General features: G+C 46.9%; 15 protein-coding genes. 10 read left to right on the top strand and 5 right to left on the bottom strand.

Translation table 11 applies throughout. The features are described 5' to 3' along the window. The first annotated feature begins 269 nt into the window (after positions 1–269). Entirely contained in the window at positions 270–2,489 is a 2,220-nt protein-coding gene (locus ACXAFR_RS07560; RefSeq protein WP_475174810.1) for a tetratricopeptide repeat protein, read from the top strand. A gap of 203 nt (positions 2,490–2,692) precedes the next feature. Further along, positions 2,693–3,007, top strand: a complete 315-nt coding sequence (locus ACXAFR_RS07565; RefSeq protein ID WP_475174813.1) for a hypothetical protein — start codon at positions 2,693–2,695, stop codon at positions 3,005–3,007. Between the two features lie 1,805 nt (positions 3,008–4,812). Here the strand turns inward: ACXAFR_RS07565 and ACXAFR_RS07570 are convergent. Genes ACXAFR_RS07570 through ACXAFR_RS07580 form a run of 3 tightly spaced genes read right to left on the bottom strand, consistent with a single transcriptional unit; the run spans position 4,813 to position 10,734 of the window. Beyond that, positions 4,813–6,903 (bottom strand): ATP-binding cassette domain-containing protein, encoded by a 2,091-nt coding sequence (locus tag ACXAFR_RS07570; protein ID WP_475174816.1) that lies wholly within the window; start codon positions 6,901–6,903, stop codon positions 4,813–4,815. Next, complete coding sequence (locus ACXAFR_RS07575) at positions 6,893–9,553, bottom strand: ATP-binding cassette domain-containing protein (RefSeq protein ID WP_475174819.1); 2,661 nt, start codon at positions 9,551–9,553, stop codon at positions 6,893–6,895. The genes ACXAFR_RS07570 and ACXAFR_RS07575 overlap by 11 nt, the downstream gene beginning before the upstream one ends. 29 nt (positions 9,554–9,582) lie before the next feature. After that, complete coding sequence (locus ACXAFR_RS07580) at positions 9,583–10,734, bottom strand: HlyD family secretion protein (RefSeq protein WP_475174824.1); 1,152 nt, start codon at positions 10,732–10,734, stop codon at positions 9,583–9,585. 764 nt (positions 10,735–11,498) lie between these two features. On the opposite strand from ACXAFR_RS07580, the gene ACXAFR_RS07585 reads away from it, so the two are divergent. From ACXAFR_RS07585 to ACXAFR_RS07600, 4 genes are all read left to right on the top strand, one after another. After that, complete coding sequence (locus tag ACXAFR_RS07585; protein WP_475174829.1) at positions 11,499–13,460, top strand: alpha/beta hydrolase family protein; 1,962 nt, start codon at positions 11,499–11,501, stop codon at positions 13,458–13,460. A gap of 471 nt (positions 13,461–13,931) precedes the next feature. Beyond that, positions 13,932–15,644: an ATP-binding cassette domain-containing protein gene (locus ACXAFR_RS07590; protein WP_475174833.1), complete on the top strand. Its 1,713-nt coding sequence runs from the start codon at positions 13,932–13,934 to the stop codon at positions 15,642–15,644. Beyond that, positions 15,641–16,768: a GNAT family N-acetyltransferase gene (locus ACXAFR_RS07595; protein WP_475174836.1), complete on the top strand. Its 1,128-nt coding sequence runs from the start codon at positions 15,641–15,643 to the stop codon at positions 16,766–16,768. The genes ACXAFR_RS07590 and ACXAFR_RS07595 overlap by 4 nt, the downstream gene beginning before the upstream one ends. 2 nt (positions 16,769–16,770) lie before the next feature. Continuing rightward, positions 16,771–17,841: a GNAT family N-acetyltransferase gene (locus ACXAFR_RS07600; RefSeq protein WP_475174839.1), complete on the top strand. Its 1,071-nt coding sequence runs from the start codon at positions 16,771–16,773 to the stop codon at positions 17,839–17,841. 71 nt (positions 17,842–17,912) lie between these two features. On the opposite strand, the gene ACXAFR_RS07605 is transcribed toward ACXAFR_RS07600, so the two are convergent. Continuing rightward, entirely contained in the window at positions 17,913–18,803 is an 891-nt protein-coding gene (locus ACXAFR_RS07605) for an SDR family oxidoreductase (protein WP_475174842.1), read from the bottom strand. A 99-nt stretch (positions 18,804–18,902) separates the two neighbouring features. Between ACXAFR_RS07605 and ACXAFR_RS07610 the strand changes: the two genes are divergently transcribed. Continuing rightward, on the top strand, positions 18,903–19,733 hold the full coding sequence (locus ACXAFR_RS07610; RefSeq protein ID WP_475174846.1) for a helix-turn-helix transcriptional regulator: 831 nt from the start codon (positions 18,903–18,905) through the stop codon (positions 19,731–19,733). On the opposite strand, the gene ACXAFR_RS07615 is transcribed toward ACXAFR_RS07610, so the two are convergent. Further along, positions 19,722–20,663: a pseudouridine-5'-phosphate glycosidase gene (locus tag ACXAFR_RS07615; protein ID WP_475174850.1), complete on the bottom strand. Its 942-nt coding sequence runs from the start codon at positions 20,661–20,663 to the stop codon at positions 19,722–19,724. The two genes, ACXAFR_RS07610 and ACXAFR_RS07615, sit on opposite strands and share 12 nt — an antisense overlap. A 364-nt stretch (positions 20,664–21,027) precedes the next feature. On the opposite strand from ACXAFR_RS07615, the gene ACXAFR_RS07620 reads away from it, so the two are divergent. From ACXAFR_RS07620 to ACXAFR_RS07630, 3 genes are all read left to right on the top strand, one after another. Then, on the top strand, positions 21,028–22,086 hold the full coding sequence (locus ACXAFR_RS07620; RefSeq protein WP_475174854.1) for a PepSY-associated TM helix domain-containing protein: 1,059 nt from the start codon (positions 21,028–21,030) through the stop codon (positions 22,084–22,086). After that, a complete protein-coding gene (locus tag ACXAFR_RS07625) occupies positions 22,086–22,913 on the top strand; it encodes a DUF4198 domain-containing protein (RefSeq protein WP_475174857.1) in 828 nt (275 codons plus the stop codon). The genes ACXAFR_RS07620 and ACXAFR_RS07625 overlap by 1 nt, the downstream gene beginning before the upstream one ends. Positions 22,914–23,258: 345 nt before the next feature. After that, positions 23,259–24,329, top strand: coding sequence for a helix-turn-helix domain-containing protein (locus tag ACXAFR_RS07630; protein ID WP_475174861.1), 1,071 nt, complete (start codon positions 23,259–23,261; stop codon positions 24,327–24,329). Positions 24,330–24,341 lie beyond the last annotated feature (12 nt).

Consider the following 24,341-nt stretch of genomic DNA (forward strand, 5'->3'; position numbering starts at 1 on the left):
TCGCCCTCTTCTACCTTGACGCTCGCGACCACCTCCGAGCGTCCCCCCTCCATTTGTCGCGACATTCTCCGATCTTGCCCTAAAATATACCCTGAGAAGGTTTACAAATGCGTCCTGCAAGGGCTCTAATGTGTCCCAACAAATGGCACTGCTGGCTATTGGGAGCGACCGGCTATGACGATGACTCAGTGATTCACCGGCCCAACGTTCACTGACACATAGCGACCTCACGACGCGGGACGACAGCAGTGTGGCACCTGGAGGAGGCAATGCAAGGAAGTCACGCGGAACCCGCCGCCGAAGACGTGCATCGCTGCCAAATGGCACTGATGTTTACCGACATCGTTGGCTATTCCCAATTGATGGGTGAAAACGAGTCCCAGTGCATCGCTATGCTTGGCGATTATCGCCGCATTTTGATTTCCCGTATCAAAGAACAACAGGGTACAGTCGTTGAATTTATCGGCGATGCCATCTTTGCACGCTTTCCCTCCGCCAATGCCGCTGTACACGCCGGTCTTGCCATTCAGCGGGGCCTAAAAACCTACAATCAAATGCGCGACAGCGACCTGCCACAACTGCAGGCTCGAGTGGGCATTCACCTGGGGGATGTCACCCTTAGAGATGGCGCCGTCTTTGGCGACGACGTCAATATCGCCGCGCGTTTGGAACCGCTCGCTGTCGCTGGCAGCATCTGCGTTTCGGAACCTGTCTATGAGGCGGTTCGAGACAACCTGCAAATTCCGAGCTTGCGCCTCGGCGTACAGCGACTGAAAAACATCAACCGCAAAAAGATCCGCGCCTGGCTGCTGCACCCTGACAAAATATCCCTCAAGACACGCGCCCACTACTGGAACCGCCACACCCAGGATTTCGTTCTCAAATACCGCTATGCGGTAGCGACCCTGGGCTTTCTGATGCTGGCGGCGTGCGTCTACTTTATTCCCCGTCTGCTGGTCCCCGGCTACGATGCCAACTATCTGGAAATTGCCCAATTCCGCAATGTTACCAATGAGAATGGTGAGCCAGACTACTTCAGCGGAGGCATCACCGACACGCTGCGCGCCCAGTTGGCCGATGTTCGAAACCTGTATGTGGTCGACCCAGACGAAGGGGTACGCGGCCCCGTGCGACTGCAAGGCAGCGTGCAAAAAATTGGTGACAACATCCGCATTGCCTGGCAATTGATTCGCCGCAAAAGCCAAACCCAAATTATCGGCGGCGTGCTCGATGGCGTTTACGACGATATTTTTATACTGCAAGACCAACTGGTCGCCGATATTGCAACACAACTGGAAAAAGAATTTCGAATTCCCGTGCTGCGCCCGACTACGCCACGGGTAACCAGCGACTTAACGGCATATAGCTACTATCTGAAGGGGATGGAGGGGTTACAACAATCGGATTCCCATAACTCCCTCGACAATGCGATCCAGAATTTCTCAAAAGCGCTGATTCATGATCGGGAATTTGCGCTGGCGAATGCGGGTCTTTGCCGGGCTTATCAACATAAATTTTATTTAACACGACAATTAGACTGGGCTACACGCTCAGAGAACTATTGTAAACGCGCACAAACTCAGGACGATACAATATCCGAAGTATATATATCCCTAGGCACACTTTATCGACACAAAGGCTTGTACTCAGATGCACTGATGCAATTCGAGCAAGCATTACGTTTAAAGCCTGAGAACATAACTTCGAAACTTGAAATAGCACGAATATTAATTTCACAAAATTTAATAGATAAAGCAGAGCTAAAGCTACTAAAAATAATCAAGGATAACCCAAATAGCTGGAGAGCCAGACAAGCACTAGCCTCGCTTTATTTATCTAATGGCCAATTCGATAATGCGATCACCACTTGCAAAGAAATCCTTAAAATCACCCCAGAAAATAATATTGCATATAGCAATTTAGGTGCAGCCTACCTTTACCAAGGTAATTATGCCAGTGCTGCAGAATCATTTGAAAAAACCCTTACTTATATGCAAAGTAGTTGGGGCTTTTCTAATGCGGGAACAATGTATTATTTTTCTAAAAATTACAAAAAAGCTTCAAAGATGTTTTCGCAAGCAATAAAATTAGCACCGGATGATTACAGGTTATTTATTAATTTTGGAGATGCCTTACGACAACTAAATCAGCAGGACGCAGCAAAAAAAAGTTATGAAAAAACTATAAAGCTTGCACTAAAAGGTCTAGAGCTCAATGAGCAGGATGCTCAAATATATCAGTATCTAGCTCTAGGATATTTTTTCACAGGGAAGATAGAAAAGGCACAAATAAATATGAATAAAGCAATTTTATTAGCCCCAGAAAATATAGATGTTATGTATGCAAACACTCGCTTACAATCACTACTGGGAAAACCAGAATCAGCAAAATTAGCATTAAAGAAATTGATTGAAGCAGGGTATTCAGAAAAACTAGCAAAAGCTGACCCTGACATATCAAATGTATTCGTCACCTCTGAAAACCTCTGAAACTAGCTGGTAAATCACACATATACTTTCTAAAAGCGTCCATTTTATCCATTAAAAATATATAACGTGAAAGGAATTTAGCATCTAACAAGTAACAATTAATTTTTTAAAAAGTGTTAGCCCAAATATTAAAGAAAAAATGAGAAATATTGAGTCGGTATAAAACATCAACCCAAACCCGTAAATCACTATAGGAATACCAAATGGAAGATATTGTTATAAATATATCACTTAATGACAATGGCGATATCATTGTTGAACCTGAAACTGTCGAGCTCTACTGCGGACAAAATATTACATGGGTAGGATCACATGATTTCAAAGTTGAATTTCCTCTGAAAACGCCACTCCTGAAAAAATCGATTAATTGCAGAGGTACTAAAAGGATTAACGGAATAATTTCTAAAAAGCTAAAAAGAAAACTAAAAAGGAAAAGATATACCAACATACCTTATAAATATGATATTCATATGGACGGAAAAATACTCGACCCACATTTAATTATTATTGATTTTTAGCTATTTATTGCAACTCACAGTTTCTGCTAGTGAAACTGGCAGATCAACAGGTAGAGTCAGCGCCTTTCTCAACCAAGAGATAAGCGCTGATTAATAATGAATGATAATCATCCGAGGGCCAGCTTTGATATCACTTTCAACCCTCATATCGCATCTCCTTAAATTTTCCAATTAAAAATATCTATTTCAAAATCAAATTACAACACTCTCAAAACCGCCAAAGCTATGACGTCGTCTTTAGTGGCACGATAATCATATGTGGTCCGGCCTTGATGTCGGTTTCTACTTTCATAACACTTCCCCAAAATATAAATAGGTATGAATAACAGCAATAAGAAAATCTATCTACTGTCTAATAATAATCATAAACGGCCCAGCTTTGATGTCACTTTCAACCTTCATACTGCTTCTCCTAAAATTTAGAAAATATATTTGTCTATTCAAAATCGAGCTACAATACTCTAAACAACGTTAAAGCTATGATGTAGCCTTTTGTGGCATGATAATCATATATGGTCCAGATTTGATATCCGTCTTCACGTTCATTCCATTCTCCGAAATATAAAAAAGTAAAATGGTATAAATATTTCTTGTCAGGCTTTATACCTTAACAATGATTATGAAAGGCCCAGCTTTAATATCAGTTTCTACTTTCATATTACCTCTCCTATAACTATTCCAATAAATTTATCAATTCAAAATCTAGTTACACGCCTCTCAAAACTGCCAAAGCTATGAGGTAGTCTTTTGTGGCATGATTATCAGATGCGGTCCGGCCTTGATGTCGGCTTCTACTTTCATAACACTTCTCCAAAATATAAATAGGCATGAATAACAGCAGTAAGAAAATCTATCTACTGCCTAATGATGATCATATAAGGTCCAGCTTTAATATCACTTTCAACCTTCATACTATTTCTCCTAAAGTTTTCCAAACAAACTCATCAATTCAAAATCGAGCAATAACACGCCAACCATCACACAGCTATTACGTAGCGTCTAGCGTCTAGCGTCTAGCGTCTAGCGTCTAGCGTCTAGCGTCTAGCGTCTAGCGTCTAGCGTCTAGCGTCTAGCGTCTAATGATGATTATATAAGGACCGACCTTGATATCTGTTTCATCTTGCATTTCATTGCTCCTAATATTTTTCACATCTCCAACTAAATTTGATAAACGTGAATTTTAAAAACTCCCAAAGACTAAAACTCTCATTGAGGCATGATGATCAGAAAAGGCCCAGCCTTGATATCTGTTTCAACCTTCATACTATTTCTCCTAAAGTTTTCCAAACAAACTTATCAATTTAAAATAGAGCTACAACACTCTAAACAACGTTAAAGCTATGTCGTAGTCTTTAGTGGCACGATAATCAAATATGGTCCAGATTTAATATCAGTTTCTACTTTCATTCCATTCTCCGAAATATAAAAAGTAAAATGGTATAAATATTTCTTGTCAGGCTTTATACCTTAACAATAATTATGATAGGCCCAGATTTAATATCAGTTTCTACTTTCATATTACGTTCCCTTTAAAATAATGCGTTAACGCCAAATACTCAAAACACTAAATTTTAGAACACTAGTTTTAAGTGGAGTTTGATAAAACACAGTCCACATATATAAGGAGCGACAGCGTGTTGCTATGCAAAAAAGCTAAATATATCCAATCGATTTTGGACATACTCTGTTAAAACTGAAATTTCAGACTAATAACTTAACCGATATTTTCCAAGCTCAAATAATGTTATTCGCGCCATTATTTCTCTCTCATTTTGGCATTAAATTCTAAATGCACTTTCATCATATTACGGGTGCGCAATTACCATCAGTGCTTTTGCATTTTCTCTGACACAGGTTAGCGCCAGCTTGGCGTTTTCAGGATCCAACGCGGCGATACTTTCATCCAAAATGGTCAAATCAGCACTTTGTAGCAGCGTCCTTGCAATAAAAACCCGGCTTTTTTCTCCGTGAGACAGTTGCCATCCAGTATCACCGACTAACTGCATCATTCCACCGGGCATTCGTGAGAGTAAATCGCCAAGCCCCAAAGCTTGGCAGACGTAAAAGGCGTCTCTTATGGCGTCCTCACCGGGTGGCCACTCTCTCCCCATTAGTAAGTTAAAACAAAACGGCCCCATAAAGATGTGATTTTCTTGAAACTGCGGTGCAACAACGACTTTCTTTCGCCATAACGGAAGCCCCAAAGACGCGACGTCCATTCCACTCAATAGCAGGACACCACTACTTGGTCTAACCGAGCCTGTTAAAATCATCGCTAACGTCGATTTACCACTGCCAGATGCTCCCTGGAGTAAAATACGACTCTGCTCATGACAGGTGAAATTACAATCTTCTAAAACTGTCCGCTGTCGATCCGGATAGCTGAAACGAATATTTTTTACCGCAAGATCCACCTTGCCATTTTCGGCAAAATCCACTTGGGCTGGTGAATGCTTAGCATCGACGGCTGCAGCCACCAGCGGTTTTATTTTGCGCCACGCGGCAATTGCCCGTGCGATATCAGGCGCACCCTGCGCCAGACTGGTCAACGAACGATATACCAAGATTGTTGCGCCAATACCTATTGCCAGACCATAAGTGGTCGGCTCGTCTTTTAAAATTCCCGCAGAAATAATCCCCAGCGCTAAAAACAGCCAGCCGTAGGGTAAAAGAGATATCCATACAGCAATAGCATCTTTTTCTTTCGCACACTTCAAATAGCCCAAGAGGTCTTTGTCTTCATCATCATGGCGATACGCAGGATTTTCCTGAGCTAGGCGAGTGCGATGCCCCACCATACTTTCAACTAGACTGTTGGTAATCTGAATTCGTTCTTTCGCCCACCGATCTATGCGACCGCATAGAATGGCGATAAGCAAGATGCTAATAAACATCCAAATTGCTAACGCCAAAAACAACATAACGCCATCAACACCCGTCAGTATCACGATGGCTGCAATGACGATTTCAACGAGTGCTAGTGCAGCTTGCACACCACCGCTAAGGGCAAGAGTTTCAAATTCATTCGATTCAATGACACGCCCAAGCAGCTGCCCAACGCCCTGTTTTTTAATGGCGTCTGTATTGATATACATCGCACCGGTAAGCAAATACCGTTTCAATATGCAACCCAGGCCAATCGTGAAAGACGCGCGATAGTGCATATGCAACAGCATCAACGGTACCGTCGTCACTAGACACAAGCCCCATGCGGCCATCCATCCCTGGTCAACCTTACCGTCAATGGCGCCAGCACCTAAAATAGACCAGGATAACAACCAAAATATGTAGAACGTGATATAGCTCGCTATGGACAATACCAATGGCGTGAACAAACGGCCATGGCGCATATGCGCCCATAAACAGGCACCGGGTTGCGGACGCAGATGCCATAAACCACCGATCGCTTTGGTCGCCAGGGCTTGGTCATACAATCCTTGAACAACGCGTTTACGGCGCTTCGGTTTAATCTTCGCCATCGCTACCGTTTCCGCAACGGAGTCAGCAATTTCTTGCTCTAGAGGTGCTCGAAGGGCAGACGCCAAATATTGGATAGAGATGCTCAACACTTCCGCAGAAGGCGTTATGAGCCTAACCTTCTTACTATTCGCTCCGATAATTACCAACAGCAAGCATTCACTATTATCGTTTATTGCAACTAAACCTGGCGCCAGCCCTCTTAAGGCATCTTTAATACCCGTGTATTCTGCAGTCAGCCTTAGCGCGTCAAATCCATAGTCGCTTGAAACGTCTTCAATTCGATCGAGAGAAGCGCAACTTGTCCACGATTTCGGCCGCTGTGTTGGACCAGCATACCCCCCCTGCTCGACCAATGCAGATAAGGCTTCATGCAATTGTGACTCTTTCCAAGCCAATCGAGGTAATTCAACAAACATCAGTGTTTAAATCAGAGGGTGTTCGTAATCTGCCATCTCTGAGCATGTAGTTCTGCCATCGATCGGCATGCCACAAATCACTTTGTAACTTTGTATCAGCAGCGTAAAAATGAGAAAGCCGTGAATTTTCTACCGCCAGTAAACTTTGTGGCGTTCCTTGCTCCGATATACAACCATTTTCAACAATAATGACTCGATCAAACTGTAACGCTTCCGCGATATCATGGGTGACATGCAGTAAGGTCGCGCTCTCAAATTTCTGCCTAAAACAACCCAACATTGCTTCTCTACTGGAACGTTGTAATCCGCGAAACGCCTCATCCAAAATAACCAGCCTTGAATCCTCTCTTAAAAGCGCTCTGGCCAATCTAACTCTCTGGCCTTCTCCTCCAGAGAGTAGTCGCCCCCCTTCTCCCAAAGGCGTCTGCATGCCTTCAGGCAATTCGCCAATAAGATCTTGCAGATCTGTTTTTTCGAGGGCATAACTCATACCATTCGCACGATCACTGTCTGTAGTTCCATAGCAAATGTTGGAATAAAACGACTGGTTCCATACCTGTACCGTGGGATCGACCCAAGTTAAATGTCGACGAATTCGTGCAACGTTAGCGTCACTATGGGGCACTCCATCTACAGAGAGCTGCCCTTGATGCGGCTTGAACCACCCTAAAAGCATTCCGACCAAAGTTGATTTTCCTGAGCCTGAGGGTCCAATGATCGCTACATGCTCACCAGCCTTAATCGCTAAATTTATGTCGTTTAGTATCGTTACGCCGGATGCTTTGACTGAAATATCGGTGAATGAAATGTCTACGCCAGCCCCAGGAGCACGGTCATTAGAATGATCTTCGGATATCGGGGACTGAATCTCCGGCGCGGAAAGCGGCTCTAATACTCTTAACGTGCGGCTCCGTATCTCAGGTACTTGCCGCAATGAGGCCGCAAGTTGTTGACCCAACGTAGGCAGACTCAAAGTCCAGTATGCCAACAACAGCACCGAACCGGCCCCCGCAGACTGATGAACATGATTCATCACTAACCAGGCAGACAAGCCAAAGCCCACAAGCAGCTGCACACCTTCCCCCAGGATAGAAAACTTGTGGAAACCTGCAGCAGCTTGTGCCCAACTCACTGTAAGCCCTTCGTGCTCAGTCGCCATGGGTCGCTGCGCAGAGTGGGATTTTATCGCCAGACAGCCCAGCAAGGCGTCCAAATAAAACCTACCCAGCGCCCCCTCATGGGTCCTTACTTTCATATCGCGATCATATAAGAAAAAGCAGAAAAACAGCGGTAAAATTACAGATGAGAGCGTTATGGTTAGCGCAAGCGGCGCTGAACTACTATCCAACCATATGATGCCTAAAAAGGTAAACAGCAACCGAAAGAACAAGCCGACAACGTTTTCGAATAGCAGAGAAAACTGACTGAGAGAGTGCAAACTTTGAGCGCGCTCTGCCATGTCAGATATGAGCCGACTTTGAAAATACCGATCATTAAGCTTTGGAATTTTTTCTAGAAAGGCTACCCTTATAAGCATTTCTATTGAACGACCTGCGCGCAAGACGATGGATTTAAGAAAAAAACACAGCAATGCGGTAACCAGGATAAAAATCAATAGCGCCGCAATTCCACCAATCCTTTGGCCGGTTAAATGTAACTCTTGGCTTATCTCCATCAGACCACGTAGCAACAACGCTTCAACCATGACAAAAATTGCGGAACTTATAATTGCTACAATTAAAACGATTGGTGTTAATAGCCCTAGCTGTTTAAGCGATCTAAATAATCCTGCGTAAGCTCTCGTCTCAGGCTCATTAAGTACCCGCTGGAGATCATCATCACTGGTAGGGGCCACAACCGGCTCGCCATCATCGGGAACTCGAACTTTAACAACGACAGCCCCGGTCATTTGTAGTGCAGAATCACTTGAGTCCGGATCTACGGCTTCTACGCTCCAATCCTGTGCCGCAACGGCTTTTCGATGACTGAGGTTTTCCTCAAAAAGCGCCTTCAGTAGATTTTCAGCGTCTTTGCCTTTCGAGACACCCCGTGCTTTTGCTAACGCCATCGTGGTCCGCGTCGCTGCATCCAGCGCGGCAATCGCCTGCCAACCATTATCAACACTGGCAGCGGCGATCAGAGATTCAGCAGCAGAGGATTGAATTTTCATTTGCCGCATCCGCTCCCTCAAAGGATCGGTAAAGTCTGATGATCCGGCCCACCCTCGCCAAGCAGCTGCAGGCACTGCCATTTTATGGGCATAGAGACGTTCTCGTAAGTTATCGATATGAATCCAACTTCTTCCGACGGCAGGATCCATAATTTGGATAAATTGCCCCTGTCTTCGCCATAGAACGACGAAGTGAGTGGAACGATTTGGCAGTTGGACTACAGCAATTGCGGGCAGAACATTCGCAGACTTCAAAAAGACATGATCAACAGGGATCATGATTTGCTCCGCAATCATACCCAGATCTTTCGCAAGAGCCTCTATAGTATTGATTGATGTGCCGTCTACATCTGTGTGGCAAGCTTCTCTTAAGCGGCCGTAATTAACGGGCACGCCTAAACCATCCATTATACTTTTCAATGCAGCAGGACCGCAGTCCATACCCGATGTCTGAATCACTTCCGGGATTAAATATCGCATTTAAATCCTTATAACTTTCACTACATAGACTATTTTTCTATCAGCTTCCCGGCTATCCGCATAAGGAGTTCAAATGGCGAGACCTCTTCCAACTTCACTTCCACCATAACAGGCATTCCATGCTGAAGAGGAATGCTTGATACGTTTTTTACGTCTATATCCAAACGGACTTGTACAACACCATTTCTTAAATCCTTGGCGATTTTTTTTACTTTCACACTAGCACTTCGATACTGCGTCAACGGGAATCCGGAAAACGTTAGGCGCCCCTCTTGTCCGATGAATATTTTTCCCATCGCCTCTTCAGACGAAAAATTAGCCTCAACTTCGTAGGGCCCTTTCGGAACAAATGCCCCTAATCTATCGCCCTCATTCAGGTACATTCCCGGAAACAAATCATCTACTTCGCCAATGACGCCCGTGGTTGGCGCCAGTATCTTACTCTGCGATATCGCATGTTTAGATCGCCGCACACGTGCCGCGACGAATGATCTATTACGATCGATATCCGCCAGCTCTGTTTTTAAACGCTGAATTCGAATATCTCGATCATTTTTGTTATCTTCGTTAGACTTTTCAACGTATACGATATGACTGTTTTGGGCTTTAATGGCAGCTTCTAAGCGTTTGAAATTTGACTTCGCATCTCGCAATTCAATTTCAGAAACACCACCTCGGCCGTAAAGATTATCTAACCTGTATAAATTATCTTTTGCATGCTCCGCTTCAACTTGGAGTTCAGACAATCGTGCAGTTGCTGTAAGGTATTCAGCTTGCCCCTGTTCATATTCGAACTCTTTGCCAATCTCTATCGCACGTATTTCATCCCACAGACTTCTGTGTTCATTTTCTATTGCTGCCAATTCTGCCAGCGCTTGCTCAAGTTGAATTTTAAAATCTTCTGAATCGAGCTCAACTAACAACTGCCCTTTAACGACAGACTCGCCCAGGCTTGCGTAAATCGATTCAACGCGACCGTTTATTGGGGAATAGATCGGCAATATATTTGCGCGTACTTCAATCCGCGCATTTTCACTTGTACTGTAGAGGGCAACAGGAACGGTAAAAAGCCAAACAAGCCACACAGCCATAATAAACAAAGCTGCAATAAGCCCATAATTTCGACGATTTGAACTGTCAGCAGAAATGGCAGCCAACGTATTTACAAATGGTATAGACACATCCAACGTTCCTTATCTGAATGTCATATCAAATTTTTATTTATACACCAAGACGCTGTATTGCTTATAGAAATTTAATCTCCAAATATGGTCCATTAAAAAATACCATGAGAAAACGTCACTGAAATCACTTAGTGTTTTAGCGAGATATGAATGTAGCAGATTTAAATTTTCGAAATAAAATATAACACCATACTGGCTTACATGGCAGCCTACGGCCATGATAAATCAGAAGATACTAAAAAATTTTTTTTGCATAACTGCCAGAGATTCGAACTCCACCTCCCCCTATAAAGAAGTAGATCGCGCCAAAAACCAAGCCTCGACGCCTTAAGCAACAAATAAAAAGATTTTATTCACGCCAAAATATTATTGGATATCTGCAAAAGTTATTAGAAATATTCACTAGATCAATATATCGGTATGATTTCACCTCCAAGCAATAAGAAAGACTAAAGATATAGCTAGCCCATTCATTGAAACCATGGCTGAGAGTAGAGCGACATTAACCAAACATTGATCATCCGCTCTAATCATCAAGCTCCAAAGTCAAAGCCGTCTTTTTTATAAATTCAGTCAGTACTTATATAATCACTCCTATCAATTTGTGAGCCATCCCACGGCTCTCTTGAGAGGTTCTGCTACTCTTCTTAAAGAAGTGCCTCAATACGCTTTACGATTCGGCGATTTTCCTTTCCGCGAATCACACTAGCGATTCGACGCCTTAGCCCTTTCCCGATTCACTCGCAATTCGATTGTCTTTTATGAACGTCAAAAATATCCCTCTGCCTCGTCGGTCTCGTTCGCTGCTGGCCAGTGCCTGCCTACTTGCCACACTATCCCCATACAGCCTGGCGAACCCGCCACCGGTGGAGCATTTTAGTCGCTTGCCGAGCTTACAAATGCCGGATTTGTCGCCAGCCGGGGATCAAATGGCCTACGTAATTAATTCGCTGGATCCGGAATTAAGCATGCTGGCGACCATGAACTTGCAAACCAACAAGGCAAATTATCTGCTGAGGCTGGAGAATACCCAGGCCAGGGTCAACTGGCTGAAGTGGGCAAACAACGACTATCTACTGGTCAGCGTTCGCTATGCCGCCAAACGCCATGGGACTGACACGACAGAGACCCGCTTGTATTCCATTAAGGCAGATGGCAGTGAAGAACTAAAACTGCTGGTCAAACCACGGGCGACCTTCGGTGGCAGGGAGCACCTCTCCCAAATTCAGGATACGGTGATTCACACCTTACCCAATGAGCCGGACCATATTTTGATGGCTCTGGATGCAGAAAGCGCGAACATGCCATCGGTTTATAAGGTCAACATCCACAACGGACGCAAGTCTCGGGTAGAGAAAGAGCGGCTGTCGATTCGCGACTGGATCACCGACCAACAGGGGCGGGTTCGCATTGGCCAGGCACTGAGCTATAACCGAGGCGATGCGGCGATTTATCACAAAGGTTTGGGCAAGAAAGATAAGTGGGAACCCATCTTTAAATACAACGCCTTTGAAGATCCGGACATTACTCCCCTGGGCTTTGGGGCGGACCCAAACGTTCTTTTCTATATCGCTTACCAGGACGACAAAAAAGCGCTGTTTAAAATGGATCTGACCAGTCAGGAAAAAACACTGGTCTTCGCCGACCCGGAGCGAGATGTCGAAGGCTACCTGATTCGCTCCCCCAAAAGTCAGGATGTGGTTGGCCTTTACCACATCGGCTTTGAAAAAGGTTACCAGTATTGGAAATCGGATCAGGCAGACTTGCAAAAGGTCGTCGAGGTGACGTTTCCAAAGATGAGCAACACCCTGGTGGATTTTAGTCGTGACGAGAATGTGTATCTGCTCTACAGCGAAAATGACGATGTGCCAGGCACCTACTATTTAGGCGACAAGAAACTCGGCAAGCTTCGCGTCATTGGTAGAACCTATCCGGAGCTTCAGTCACAGCCACTGGTTCAGCACGAACTGATCACTTACAAAACCCGCGACGGAGTCGAGATTGAAGCCTATTTGAGCCTGCCGCGCGATACAGAAGGCCCAGTCCCAACTTTGGTTTTCCCTCACGGTGGCCCCCACGCTCGTGAATACGGCGGATTCGATTACTGGACCGCCTACTTAACCAGTCGTGGCTATGCTGTTCTGCGACCGAATTTCCGCGGCTCTTCTGGCTATGGCCGAGCCTTTGCCGAAGCGCAGATGCAGGGTTGGGGCTTACAAATGCAGGATGATTTAACCGACGCCGCGCACTGGCTGGTGAGCGAAGGCATCGCGCAGAAGGATCGCATGTGCATTATCGGTGGCAGCTATGGTGGCTATGCGGCGTTGATGGCAGCGACGAAAACCCCTGACCTCTTTAAGTGCGCCGTGTCGTTCGCGGGTGTTAGTAACCTGAAACAGCTTGTGGACGAAAGCCATGACTATGTGTCCAGCAAGTTTGTCAAACAGCAGATTGGCTCAAAGTCCGCGGATTTAAAAAGCCGCTCGCCCTATTATCAGGTGGAAAACATTCAGATTCCGCTCTTTATCGCCCATGGCGAGATGGATCGAGTCGTCGATGTTGAGCAAAGTCGCCGCATGGTGAAAGAGCTACAAGACCATAAGAAATCCGTTGAGTATTTGGAGCTAGCCGACGGAGATCACTTTCTGTCCGTACAGGAAAATCGTCATGCATTTTTTCGAAAGCTAGATCAATTTTTAGCTGAAAACTTGTCATTGCCGTAACGCTTTAACACTCATTAAAATTGACAGACAGGGAACCTGAAATCGGTTCTCTGTCTGTCGCACAAGCCCTCATTAATACGGGCGAAGACTGCAACCGCACCCCCTCTCTTTTGCAATTTCCCTCCAACAGAGCTTTCTGCCTGCGCTCACAATTCGACTCGGTTAGAAGGTTTAGACGTTGATCTCATACAAAAGCAAACGTGGCGCACACTTTCCTTTCATCCCCGTAGCGAAGCGACAGTAATGGCCTTTTGGCTCACGTTTTTTGTTCTAGACTTCAACTACCTTGACCGGATTTAGGCGGAAGAAAAATAGCGAGTATGGGGCATTTTTAGAATATGCAAATCCGCTCACTATTCTTCCTATCCACCAACTCAATTTCGCCAAGAATTTACAGCAATTTAAACATATCGAATGTTTTATCCTCGTCTAAGTCAGCGTACATAGACGTTTTAGTGCAGTAAGTCTGACATGAATCGACTCCGAACACTTTTACATGGCCTGCCGCCAACTCAGTTATTACTGGTGATTGCGGTTTCCGCACTGGATGGTTTATTCCAGGCCTTAGGGGTTGCGTCCATCATGCCCTTTATTTCTTTGTTGGCGGATCCGGAAACCGCCACGAACAGTCGCTACTTCGACTATTTGCAACCACTGCTCCCCACCAGCCTCAGTGATAACTTGATTTTGGCAACCGGGCTATTGGCGCTTTTTATTCTAATTCTGAGCAACGCCATTAGCATTCTCGATTACTGGCTATCACTAAACGTTTTCTGTCGTCACCAGTATCGGCTTTCGACACAAATGCTGGGGCGCTATCTCAGTAAAGGCATACTCGAATTTAATCGCCAGAAAGTCAGTGATATGAGCACCACCATTCTTTCGGAAATTGAGCGAGTGGTGATCGATACGCTGATGGCGACGGTTGGCTTGATAGCCGATCTGCTGGTGATTATCTGTGTTTCCGCGCTCATGTTGATGATCAATCCTGTCGCCACACTACTGACGGTACTTATTCTTGGCGGCGGCTATTTGGTTTTGCACTTTGTCACGGCGAAAGAAATTGAATCTCTCGGGTCACGTCACGCGGAGGCGGAAGCCGGCATGTTCAGCGGCTTACAGCAAGCACTGATGATGCACAAAGAGAGCCGACTCACTGCCAGTGAGCGCTGGTTCCTCGAAGGATTTCGAGCCCCCGCACGGAATGTCATGCGACTGACCCAGCGCTTTGAAATCCTCACCTTTGTGCCCGCGCAATTGCTAGAAGTGCTCACCTTCGTGCTGATGGTGGTGGTTGCTATTTATTTTAGCAGCCAATCGCAAACTCCTTCGGAGAGCATTACCATCATCGCCTTTTATGCCTTCGCGGCTTATCGGTTAATGCCCGTCATTAAATCGTTATTGAGCGGTGTCGAGACCTTCCGCTATGGCGCCAGCGTCGTGGATAAATTCGTTCAGGAGCTGAAAGAAAGTTCAGAGAAGGCCAACTCAACAGAGACAAACCTCTCTGAACAGCAGGATCTGGTGTTTAAGCGGGAACTGACGATAGAAAACCTCGGTTTTACCTATCCGGATTCAAACGAAGCCACTTTTCGCCATCTGAATGCCCGTATCCCGGCCAATAAACTGACGTGTATTACCGGCCCCTCCGGCTCCGGAAAATCCACCCTGCTGGATATTCTAATGGGACTGCTCGAACCGGACGAGGGCCGCTGGACACTGGATGATATTCCGCTAAGTAAACTTAAACACGACCAATGGCTAGAGCGCATTGCTTATATACCTCAGCAAGTGCAACTGCTTAACGCCAGTGTTGCCGCCAATATCGCCCTGGCAGAAGAACAGATTGATTCGACCAGGCTGACGGAAGCCGCCCGTCTCGCAGGACTTGAAAAACTCATCAACAAGAAATTAAGCCAGGGTTTTGACACACCCATTGGTGAAGGTGGCCACAACCTCAGCAGTGGCGAACGGCAGCGTATTGGCATTGCCAGGGCACTGTATCGAAACCCTAACATTTTATTTATGGACGAAGCCACCAACGAGCTGGACGACCCAACCGAACGCGACATCTTACTGCAATTACAGAAAATTCCTAACCTGACCATGATCTTCGCCACCCACAAAAAAGCAATCTGGGAAATGGCAGATCATTTGGTGACGATCAGAGAGCAACATCCATGAACGGCTGGACATTTGAGAAGCACACCACCCTGGAATCGGTGAAGGCTCTTGAAGATGCGTGGAATGAACTGCATCAGCATGCGGCCTACGCATCGACTTACAACGGATTTGACTTTATTTATCGGTCGCTGTCGCATTTCAGCCAACCGGATATCGAGCTCTACATTGTTGCCGGCTACCAAAAGGGTGTTTTACAGGCGATATTCCCGATGCAGATCTCTATCTATTCGCTTTACGGTTTTAAATACCGAGTGCTGGCCTATGCTGCGCAATGGGAAATCGACAAGCCCTACCCGCTACTGCGAGAAGATACGGAAGAACACGCCTGGCAGGCTTTTGCGCAGTTTCTGAAGCAGCAACGACGCGACTGGCACCAGATCCATTTGATGGAAATTCCTGAAGGCATGACGGGCATTCAGCCACTTAACGATGTTATGACTCGCCCCGGTTACTTCTTTCAAATTCGCCCAGACCGTAAATCTCCTTTGGTGAATCTGCGAGCCGACTGGGAAGAACGTTGGTCCTCCCATCGTAAGATGCGAAAAAAAGTCAACAAGATGCAGAAAGACCTGGGCGATGACTTTCGCTTTCAGGTGATTTCAGATGGCACCGATTGGGAAACCTGGTTAGCGGCGTACGTCGATATTGAATCCCGCGGCTGGAAGGCGGGCAAAGTCGGCATCGGTAAAAATGAGAAAACGCTCGCCTTCTACCGGGATCTTTTTTCTGACCTCGCCCACCGCAATGCGCTGGTGTTTGGTGTGCTTTTCTGCGGAGATAAACCCGTATCCATCGAAATCGCCTATCTGGAAGGCAGCAAGGTGTACTTCTCCCACGGCACCTTTGATGAAAGCTTTGCCAAGTATTCCCCAGGCATGGTTAGCACTTGCCTGTTATTGGAATATTTCCATTGTGGTCGCTACACCAGCGGTGATTATCTGGCAGGATATGCCAGTTATATTGTGCCCTGGGCTGACAAACTGCAAGCCAGCCAAAAAGTGTTTGTCTATCGTTTGTCAGCAACCACTCTGTATGTGATCGCACTAAAACTGTTGCGCAAAGTCGTCAGACGTATCAAGCCCGCAAAGGACGACGTGACGGGTATTCGTAAGGCGACGATTTGACCATGAAACGCCCGCTCGAAGCCTACGACATACGGCTCTATCGTCATGACCACGCCTGGAAGATCGACCGTCAGGCGTGGGAGTATCTTGCTGACCACTCAGTAACTCCAAATCCATTCTACGAGCGCTGGAGTTTAATCCCGGCGCTGAAACACCTTCGCGACGACCGGCGCATTGTTGTGGTTACTATTTACTTTGGCCAGCGATTGGTCGCACTTTTTCCTGTGCATGTCATCCAACCTCTACCATCCGCTAAATTTCTGTCAATCTGGAACTATAAAGACTGCCATCTTACGGACATTTTGCGAGTGGGACAGCTGCCCGTACTGGCTTTGCTGCGGAAGACCATGAAAAAACTGGGCGCGCTGTCGATAACGTCACCACACCATTCACCACCGGGCTTTCCACTGGGACACAAGTACCGTCTGCACAAACTACGGCAAGAGCGAAAAATTATTTCGTCGGAAACCACCTTTGAGTCGTGGCAGTCACATTTACCCCGCAAGGCCCGCAATGAAAACCGGCGCATCGTCAATCGCGCGCTACAGAAAGAAGGCCTGGTCTTTCGAGAAAGCGCGCCCGACGATGATGAAAATCAATGGCTGCAACGCTATATTGACGTGGAAAACAACAGCTGGAAGGCCGAGGATGGCAATCCGATTGCGGCATCTGATGCACGTCGCTGCTATTTCACGGACGCCATTCGCCTGGGCAGCCCCCTGGGAAAAATCGAGTTTCACGGCTTGTTTGATAACCAGCAGGCTGCTGCCATGGCCATTCGATTTAAAACCCAAAACCATGTCTACGAAGTGAAAACATCCTATCGGGACGAATACCGTAAGATCTACCCAGGTGCAGTTCTCGAAATTTTAACAATCGAAGATATACTGAACCGTAAGTTCACACTGGCGGACTCCTGTTCTTACCGCAACGATCTTGTCGATCGGCTTTGGCCCGAATCCATTCCCTACTATCGATCTCTGGTGTTTCGACACAGTTTTGTCAGTGGCATCGCACGTCGAGCCTATCGATTGTGGGTAAAACTGCAATTGCAGCCAACACAATCGTCCTGATCCGCTTTATTCGATGATGCCAATAACAACCTTGAAGCGCCATAAATCGCACCAGAAGATCTCTTTTGAGATCAACCAGCCAAGCCCGTTTCGAGCAAGTCTTCGAATAATGTTGGACCTGTTGGAGTCCAATTCAGCTCAGTACGAGAAACAATAGACGAAACGCTAAGATCACTACGTGCCAATTCAAAAAAGTGGCCAAAGTAGACCTTCCCCTCTTCTTCTGAAATTGACGCTACAGGCAAATTGAGTTTTTGGCCGACCACAGAAGCGATGGTTTTAAAGGGGACAGCTTCATCTGCCGAAGCCATATATTTCATACCACACTGGCCTTTTTCCATAACCAATCTAAATAGGCTAGCGACATCAGATAAGTGAACCCCAGCCCATTTATTTTCACCGTCACTTACAAAGCACACTTTTTCTTTTTCTTTCGCAATATCAATTAAGTGTGAAATCAATCCAAACTTATGTCGATTGTGAACTTGAGTCAAACCAACAACCATTGCGTTCACGCCTTTCTTTGCGCACAGAAGAGCGGCCTCATCTGAAGCGGCTCTTGGGTTGTGAATTCGGCTTATGGTACTAACATCATCAAGCGTATTTTTTTCATTACCCGTATAGAAGGCTCCAGAAGTGATAATCAGTGGCTTAGCAGTACCTATAAGCATCTCCCCCAGATGTAAAATGGTTTGGTGGTCACTTTCGCAATTTTTTAAAAACGTAGAGAAATCATGATTAAACGCCGTGTGTATAACCGCATCAGAAGCATCGATAGACTCCGCTAATGAAAGAGGCTTTTTTACATCACCAACAACCGCGTTAATACCCATATCTCGCAACTTATCGGCCGCCGCCTCTCTGCGAGCCAAGCCAATAACCCGGTATCCCATGTCGAGCAGTTCTCGACATATGGCTTGACCGACAAATCCAGTTGCTCCAGTTATAAACACCTGCTTCATAGTTGCACCTCCAAATCGAGTTTTTAGAATTGTAATTTGATGGTTGCTGAACTGAAGTAGTGAAATTATCATGGTATAAACACTAATAGGATAACTGCCATGCAAGAAACGGCGCTACACTTGGGCAAGTTTCTCAAAAAAAAGCGTGAAAGCCTTTCACCTGAGACCTTTGGGTATTCAAACCTAAGACGTAGAACGCCTGGCTTAAGACGTGAAGAGGTGGCGCAAAGAGCAAATATAAGTCCGACCTGGTATACATGGTTAGAACAGGGTCGTAGCGGACTTCCATCTAAAGAAGTTTTGGATCGAATTGCAAAAGCGCTGCTGTTGAGCAGTGATGAAACAGAGTACCTCTTTTTAACAACACTTGGGCATTCGCCACAAACAAACTACGCCAGCAGGGATAACATTTCCCATGACTTGCAATATGTATTAGATTCTTTATCCCCCAATCCCGCTCTGATAAGAAATTTGACGTGGGATATTTTGGGATGGAATATTCCAGCTTGCAAAATTTTTACAGATTATTCAAAACTCTCTATTCAAAAGAGAAACATCCTCAAATTGTTTTTTGTTCGGAAAGAATCGAAACGCCACAATAAGGATTGGCAATCGACGGCTAGGCTACTGGTTAGCGCATTCCGAGCAGATGTCGCCAGGCTAGGAGAAAAAGAGCATGTTCTTGCACTGGTAAGCGAACTTTCCACACAAAGTGAGGATTTCAAAAAACTATGGGCTTCTCAAGAAGTCATAGACTTTGGCTCGGGCATAAAAATTTTGAACAAGCCTAAGATTGGGCGCCTCTCTCTTTCTTACAATTCTTTCAGCGTATCGAACAATCCAGAATTATCGATGTTTGTCTACACGCCAGCAGACAAAGAATCTACAACAAAGCTAAGAAATATTGATCCTTCCTCATCACGGTCTTGAAGAATGATCAGGTGCGCTAGAAGACGCTACATGCGCAGCAATTTCCGCCCCCAGCCGAGCGTTATTCAGCACCAGTTGAATATTGGTATCAAGACTTGATTGACCGGTCATCTGCGAAATTTTTTCCAACAGAAACGGGGTAATGGCCTTGCCGGTAATCTGGCACTTCGTCGCCTCTTCCAGTGCATTAGCAATCACCCGTTCAATTTCTGCCGCAGGCATTGCATAGTCTTCAGGCACTGGATTGGCAACGACCACCCCACCCTCTAAGTCGCAATCCCACTTTGCGGACAAAAAGGTCGCAATGTCTGCGCTGGAATCAAAGCGGTAATCGACACTTTCGTCACTATCCCGACTGTAAAATGCCGGCAGCCGATCGGTTTGATAACCCAGTACGGGAACGCCGCAAGTTTCGAGATACTCCCGCGTCAATTTCAGGTCAAGGATAGATTTTGCGCCAGCGCAGACTACGGCAACACTGGTTTTGGCCAGCTCCTGCAGGTCGGCGGAGATATCAAAACTGGTCGCGGCACCACGGTGGACCCTGCCGATCCCGCCGGTTGCAAACACCCGAATCCCTGCCATAGCCGCAATAATCATCGTCGCCGCGACGGTGGTCGCGCCCATTTGCTTCTGGCTGATCACCCAGGGCAGATCCCGCCGGGAACACTTGATGACCGCTTGACCAGTGCGCGCCAACACATCGATCTCGTCATTAGAAATCCCCGCTTTTAATCGCCCATCGACAACCGCGATGGTCGCCGGAATGGCTCCCCGATCTCTAACCGCCGCCTCCACCCGCCGAGCGGTTTCGGCATTACGCGGCCAGGGCATGCCGTGGGAAATGATCGTACTTTCCAGGGCGACGACCGGCCGACCGTCGACCAGCGCCTGTGCCACTTCCGCGCTGACATCAAGAAATCTGTTCAAAGGTCGCTCCTTTACTCATTTGATTCTGGGGCCATCGGGGCGTGAACATTGCTGCCGCCCCAGCTGATTGTCGCAAGTCCGATACACTCATAACCAGATTAAGCACAGGCACTGAAGAACTGTAAATTTTCGCCGTAAGTCACCCGCTTTCGTTGCAATCCGTCGCCCCTGACCTTAGCATAAATGATAAACATTCTCGTTAAGGTCCGTGTAATCTACGCCCGGTAGCATTCTGCCAATGTGAACCAGCGCTGATGGATAAGCCGCTGCCTACCTCTGCGCCTCATTCTCTCGAACGCCTCACGGATCTCAACTCTTTCTACCCCATAGGGTAAGTCATTGATATTTCAGGATACAACGATTTATGGCGCTACCGTTTAAACGACGCTTCTGGAATTTGCGCAACTGGCACTGGGTCAGTTCTGCCATCTGCCTCATCGGCATGCTGCTGTTCTCTTTAACCGGCATCACCCTCAATCACGCCGCCAGCATTGAAAGCTCACCGAGTATTGAGGAAATGGATGCCCAAGTGCCGGACGAAATATTACCCGACCTCAATCGGCAGCGGCTAACCACAGAGTTTTCCCATTGGTATGCCGACACCACCGGCGACACCTTGCCCAACGGCGTTACCCCTCAGTGGAGCGATATGGAGTTATACGTTGCCATGCCCCGCCCCGGGGGAGATCGCTGGTTTAGTGTCGATCTGGAAACCGGAGAGTTTTATCAAGAATCCACGCACCGAGGAGTTATCGCCTATATGAACGACCTGCACAAAGGACGCAATACCGGACCGGCCTGGTCACTTTTTCTAGACCTGTTTGCCGTCGCGTCACTGATCTTTAGCATCACCGGCCTGCTGCTTCTGAAACGCTACAGTAAAAGCCGAGGCATTACCTGGCCACTGATCCTGGCCGGTTTCTTGATACCTGTTTTCTTTATCATGCTTCCCGCTCATGCCCATGCCGACGAAAACGCCGCGAGTCTGGACATCACCATTCCACGACTGAACGTGGCCGAGTATCACGCGCCTTACGTTGCCGTCTGGCTCGCAGACGAAAAAGGCAAGGCACTTGCCAACATCGCGGTTTGGTATGCGGAAAAACTCGAGGACGACGAAGGTAAGAAATGGTTGAAGGACATGCGCCTGTGGTGGCGACGCGCCGGTCGCAGTCAGGAACTGTCGATTGATGGCGTCTCTGGCGCCACCCGACGTCCAGGACAGCACACTGTCAGTCTAGCCTCATTTCTCGAACCTCTCGCCCCCGGCAACTATCAAATCAATGTTGAGGCGGCTCGTGAATTGGGTGGCCGTGAAGTCGTCACCCTGCCTATCACTCTACCGCTGGAAAAAGAGACCAACCTGCGTCAAGCGGGAGAACACGAGCTCGGAGAAATCACTTTAACCATGGAGTCCCGTTAATGAAAATGAAACCTTTTGTCGTTGCCAGTTTGCTGGCCGCCACCTTAACCGCCCCCTATGCATCGGCGCACCGTTTCTGGGTAAAACCAACCACCACAACCGTTGCCAAAACTGGCGAGTGGATCAGTTTTGATGGTGCCATCGCCAACGGTATTTTTTTCCCTGATCACGTTGCGATGCCTCTTGACCGACTTTCCATAATGGCACCGAATGGCGATGAGGTGCCTATGGAAAATGCGCACAAGCTCGCCTACCGCAGCGTATTTGATCTACAGCTTAACAAGACAGGCACTTACAAAATTTATAACAGCAGTCGCTCATTGATGGCATCCTGGACAGACGCCGAGGGTGAGCGTCAGCGCTGGCCGGGACGCGGCGAAATTGGTACCAAAGAAGACTTTGAAAAAGTCGTCCCCAAAGATGCTGATGATCTCAAGGTGATCGATGTTGCTCGCCGGGTCAACGTTTTTGTCACCGCCGGAGCCCCCACAGACAACCTTTTACAGGCTACTGGCGAAGGGTTAGAACTTATGGGGGAAACGCACCCAAATGATCTCTACACCGGTGAGGCACTCAATTACCAGTTGATGATTGACGGCAAACCCGCAGTCGGGGCAAGCGTTGTTATCGTCCGCGAAGGCGAGCGTTATCGCGATACGGAAAAATCTCTGGAAATCACCACCGATGAAGACGGCCGCTTCTCAGTAACACTGAATGAACCTGGTATGTACTGGCTTGAAGCAGACTATGAAGATGATAAAGGCCGTGCGCCAGCAACGATTCGTCAGGGGAATTACGTAACGACGTTTGAAGTCTTGCCTTTGTAGCTTGGTAAGACATTTGCACTTCGAGAAAATCTTCCATTGAAAACTCGAAGTGCATATTTCGCATCCCTGCGACCGCAGCGAACTCCCTGTCTGCGAATTCCAAAAACATTGAGAAAAAATCAGTCACACCAATAGCTGTAACGATCTCTCATAAAACAAAGCAATAAATATTGAGCTAGATCATCAACTCCTAATATTTCTCGGAGGAATTGTGAAAGAAGAAAAAACAAAATCGCGCTAATTTATGCACATTTCGCATTAGAATGATACGTATATTCTATGCACGAATGATTCTCGTCTATGATACAGTGGTACCCCCGTCATAGCAGTCTGAGAGGTCGTCAAATGACTATGAGAAATCGGCAAAATGTACCCGCCGACCGGCCGGGACAATCACACAGTAGAGAAAGCGAAAAGCAGGGAAGCGATATCGCAAATACTAGCGATGTCTCCGTTGAAGATATTTTGAAAATTGATCCCCCCCCCGGAATAGAGCGCCAAATTATTGCAGACCCTAACGTTCGCATGATGCAAGGCCGGCTATCAAATGGAAATTTAGCCGGAGGATTACAGATGCATCGTGTGGACGTAGTGGAACGACAGGATGCATTCATAGTGGGGTCAGTGGACCATCAAATCTGTTTTACGTTTATGTTTGCCGGCTCACTGCGCTTTGCATTGGCGGGCCAAGAATACTCTCTAGCAGCAGATTCCGGAGGCGAACTTACCTGCCAGACCCTCGCTGTGACAGAGCCTCAAACCTTTACTCGGTATTTCAAATCAGACAATCCCGTCAACAAACTGTCGTTATTCGTCAGTCATGATTGGTTGCGACAAAGATGCGCCACCCCAACCGATGGTCAAATGATGCAATCATTTTTTGAATGTACGCCATATGTGCGGCACTGGAAAGGTGATCGTAAAATTCGCCGCACCGTACAGAGATTAATGGCGCTGACCCATGGCCAGGGTCGGTCCTGCCAATTAGCAATGGATACGACAGCCACGCATCTAGTGAGATTAATGGTGGAAGCCTGCACCAATCAGCCGACCATCTCGGATGCTCAGTTAGAGGCGCCAACACGGTATATCGTCGGTAAGTTGCAGCGGGAGATCGAGCGTCAGCTGGTTCAGGGCGTATGCGATCTGGATACCATTTCTCGCACTCTGGGGATGAGTATCAGCACGTTGCAGCGTCGCTTTAAAGCAGAGACGGGCACCACCGTCATTGAATACTTGCGGAGACGGCGTCTGGAGTTAGCCAGATCAGCGATGCTCTGCGATGACGTCAGTCTGACCGAAGCGGCTTTCGGCGCCGGGTACAATCACCCGAGCAATTTTATCGCCGCGTTTAAACGCGCCTTTGGTGTGACCCCCTATGCGTACGTCAACACTCACGACGAACAGAGGGTCTAACCGGTTTGCAGC

This window comes from Pseudomaricurvus sp. ABR4_320, assembly GCF_056159445.1.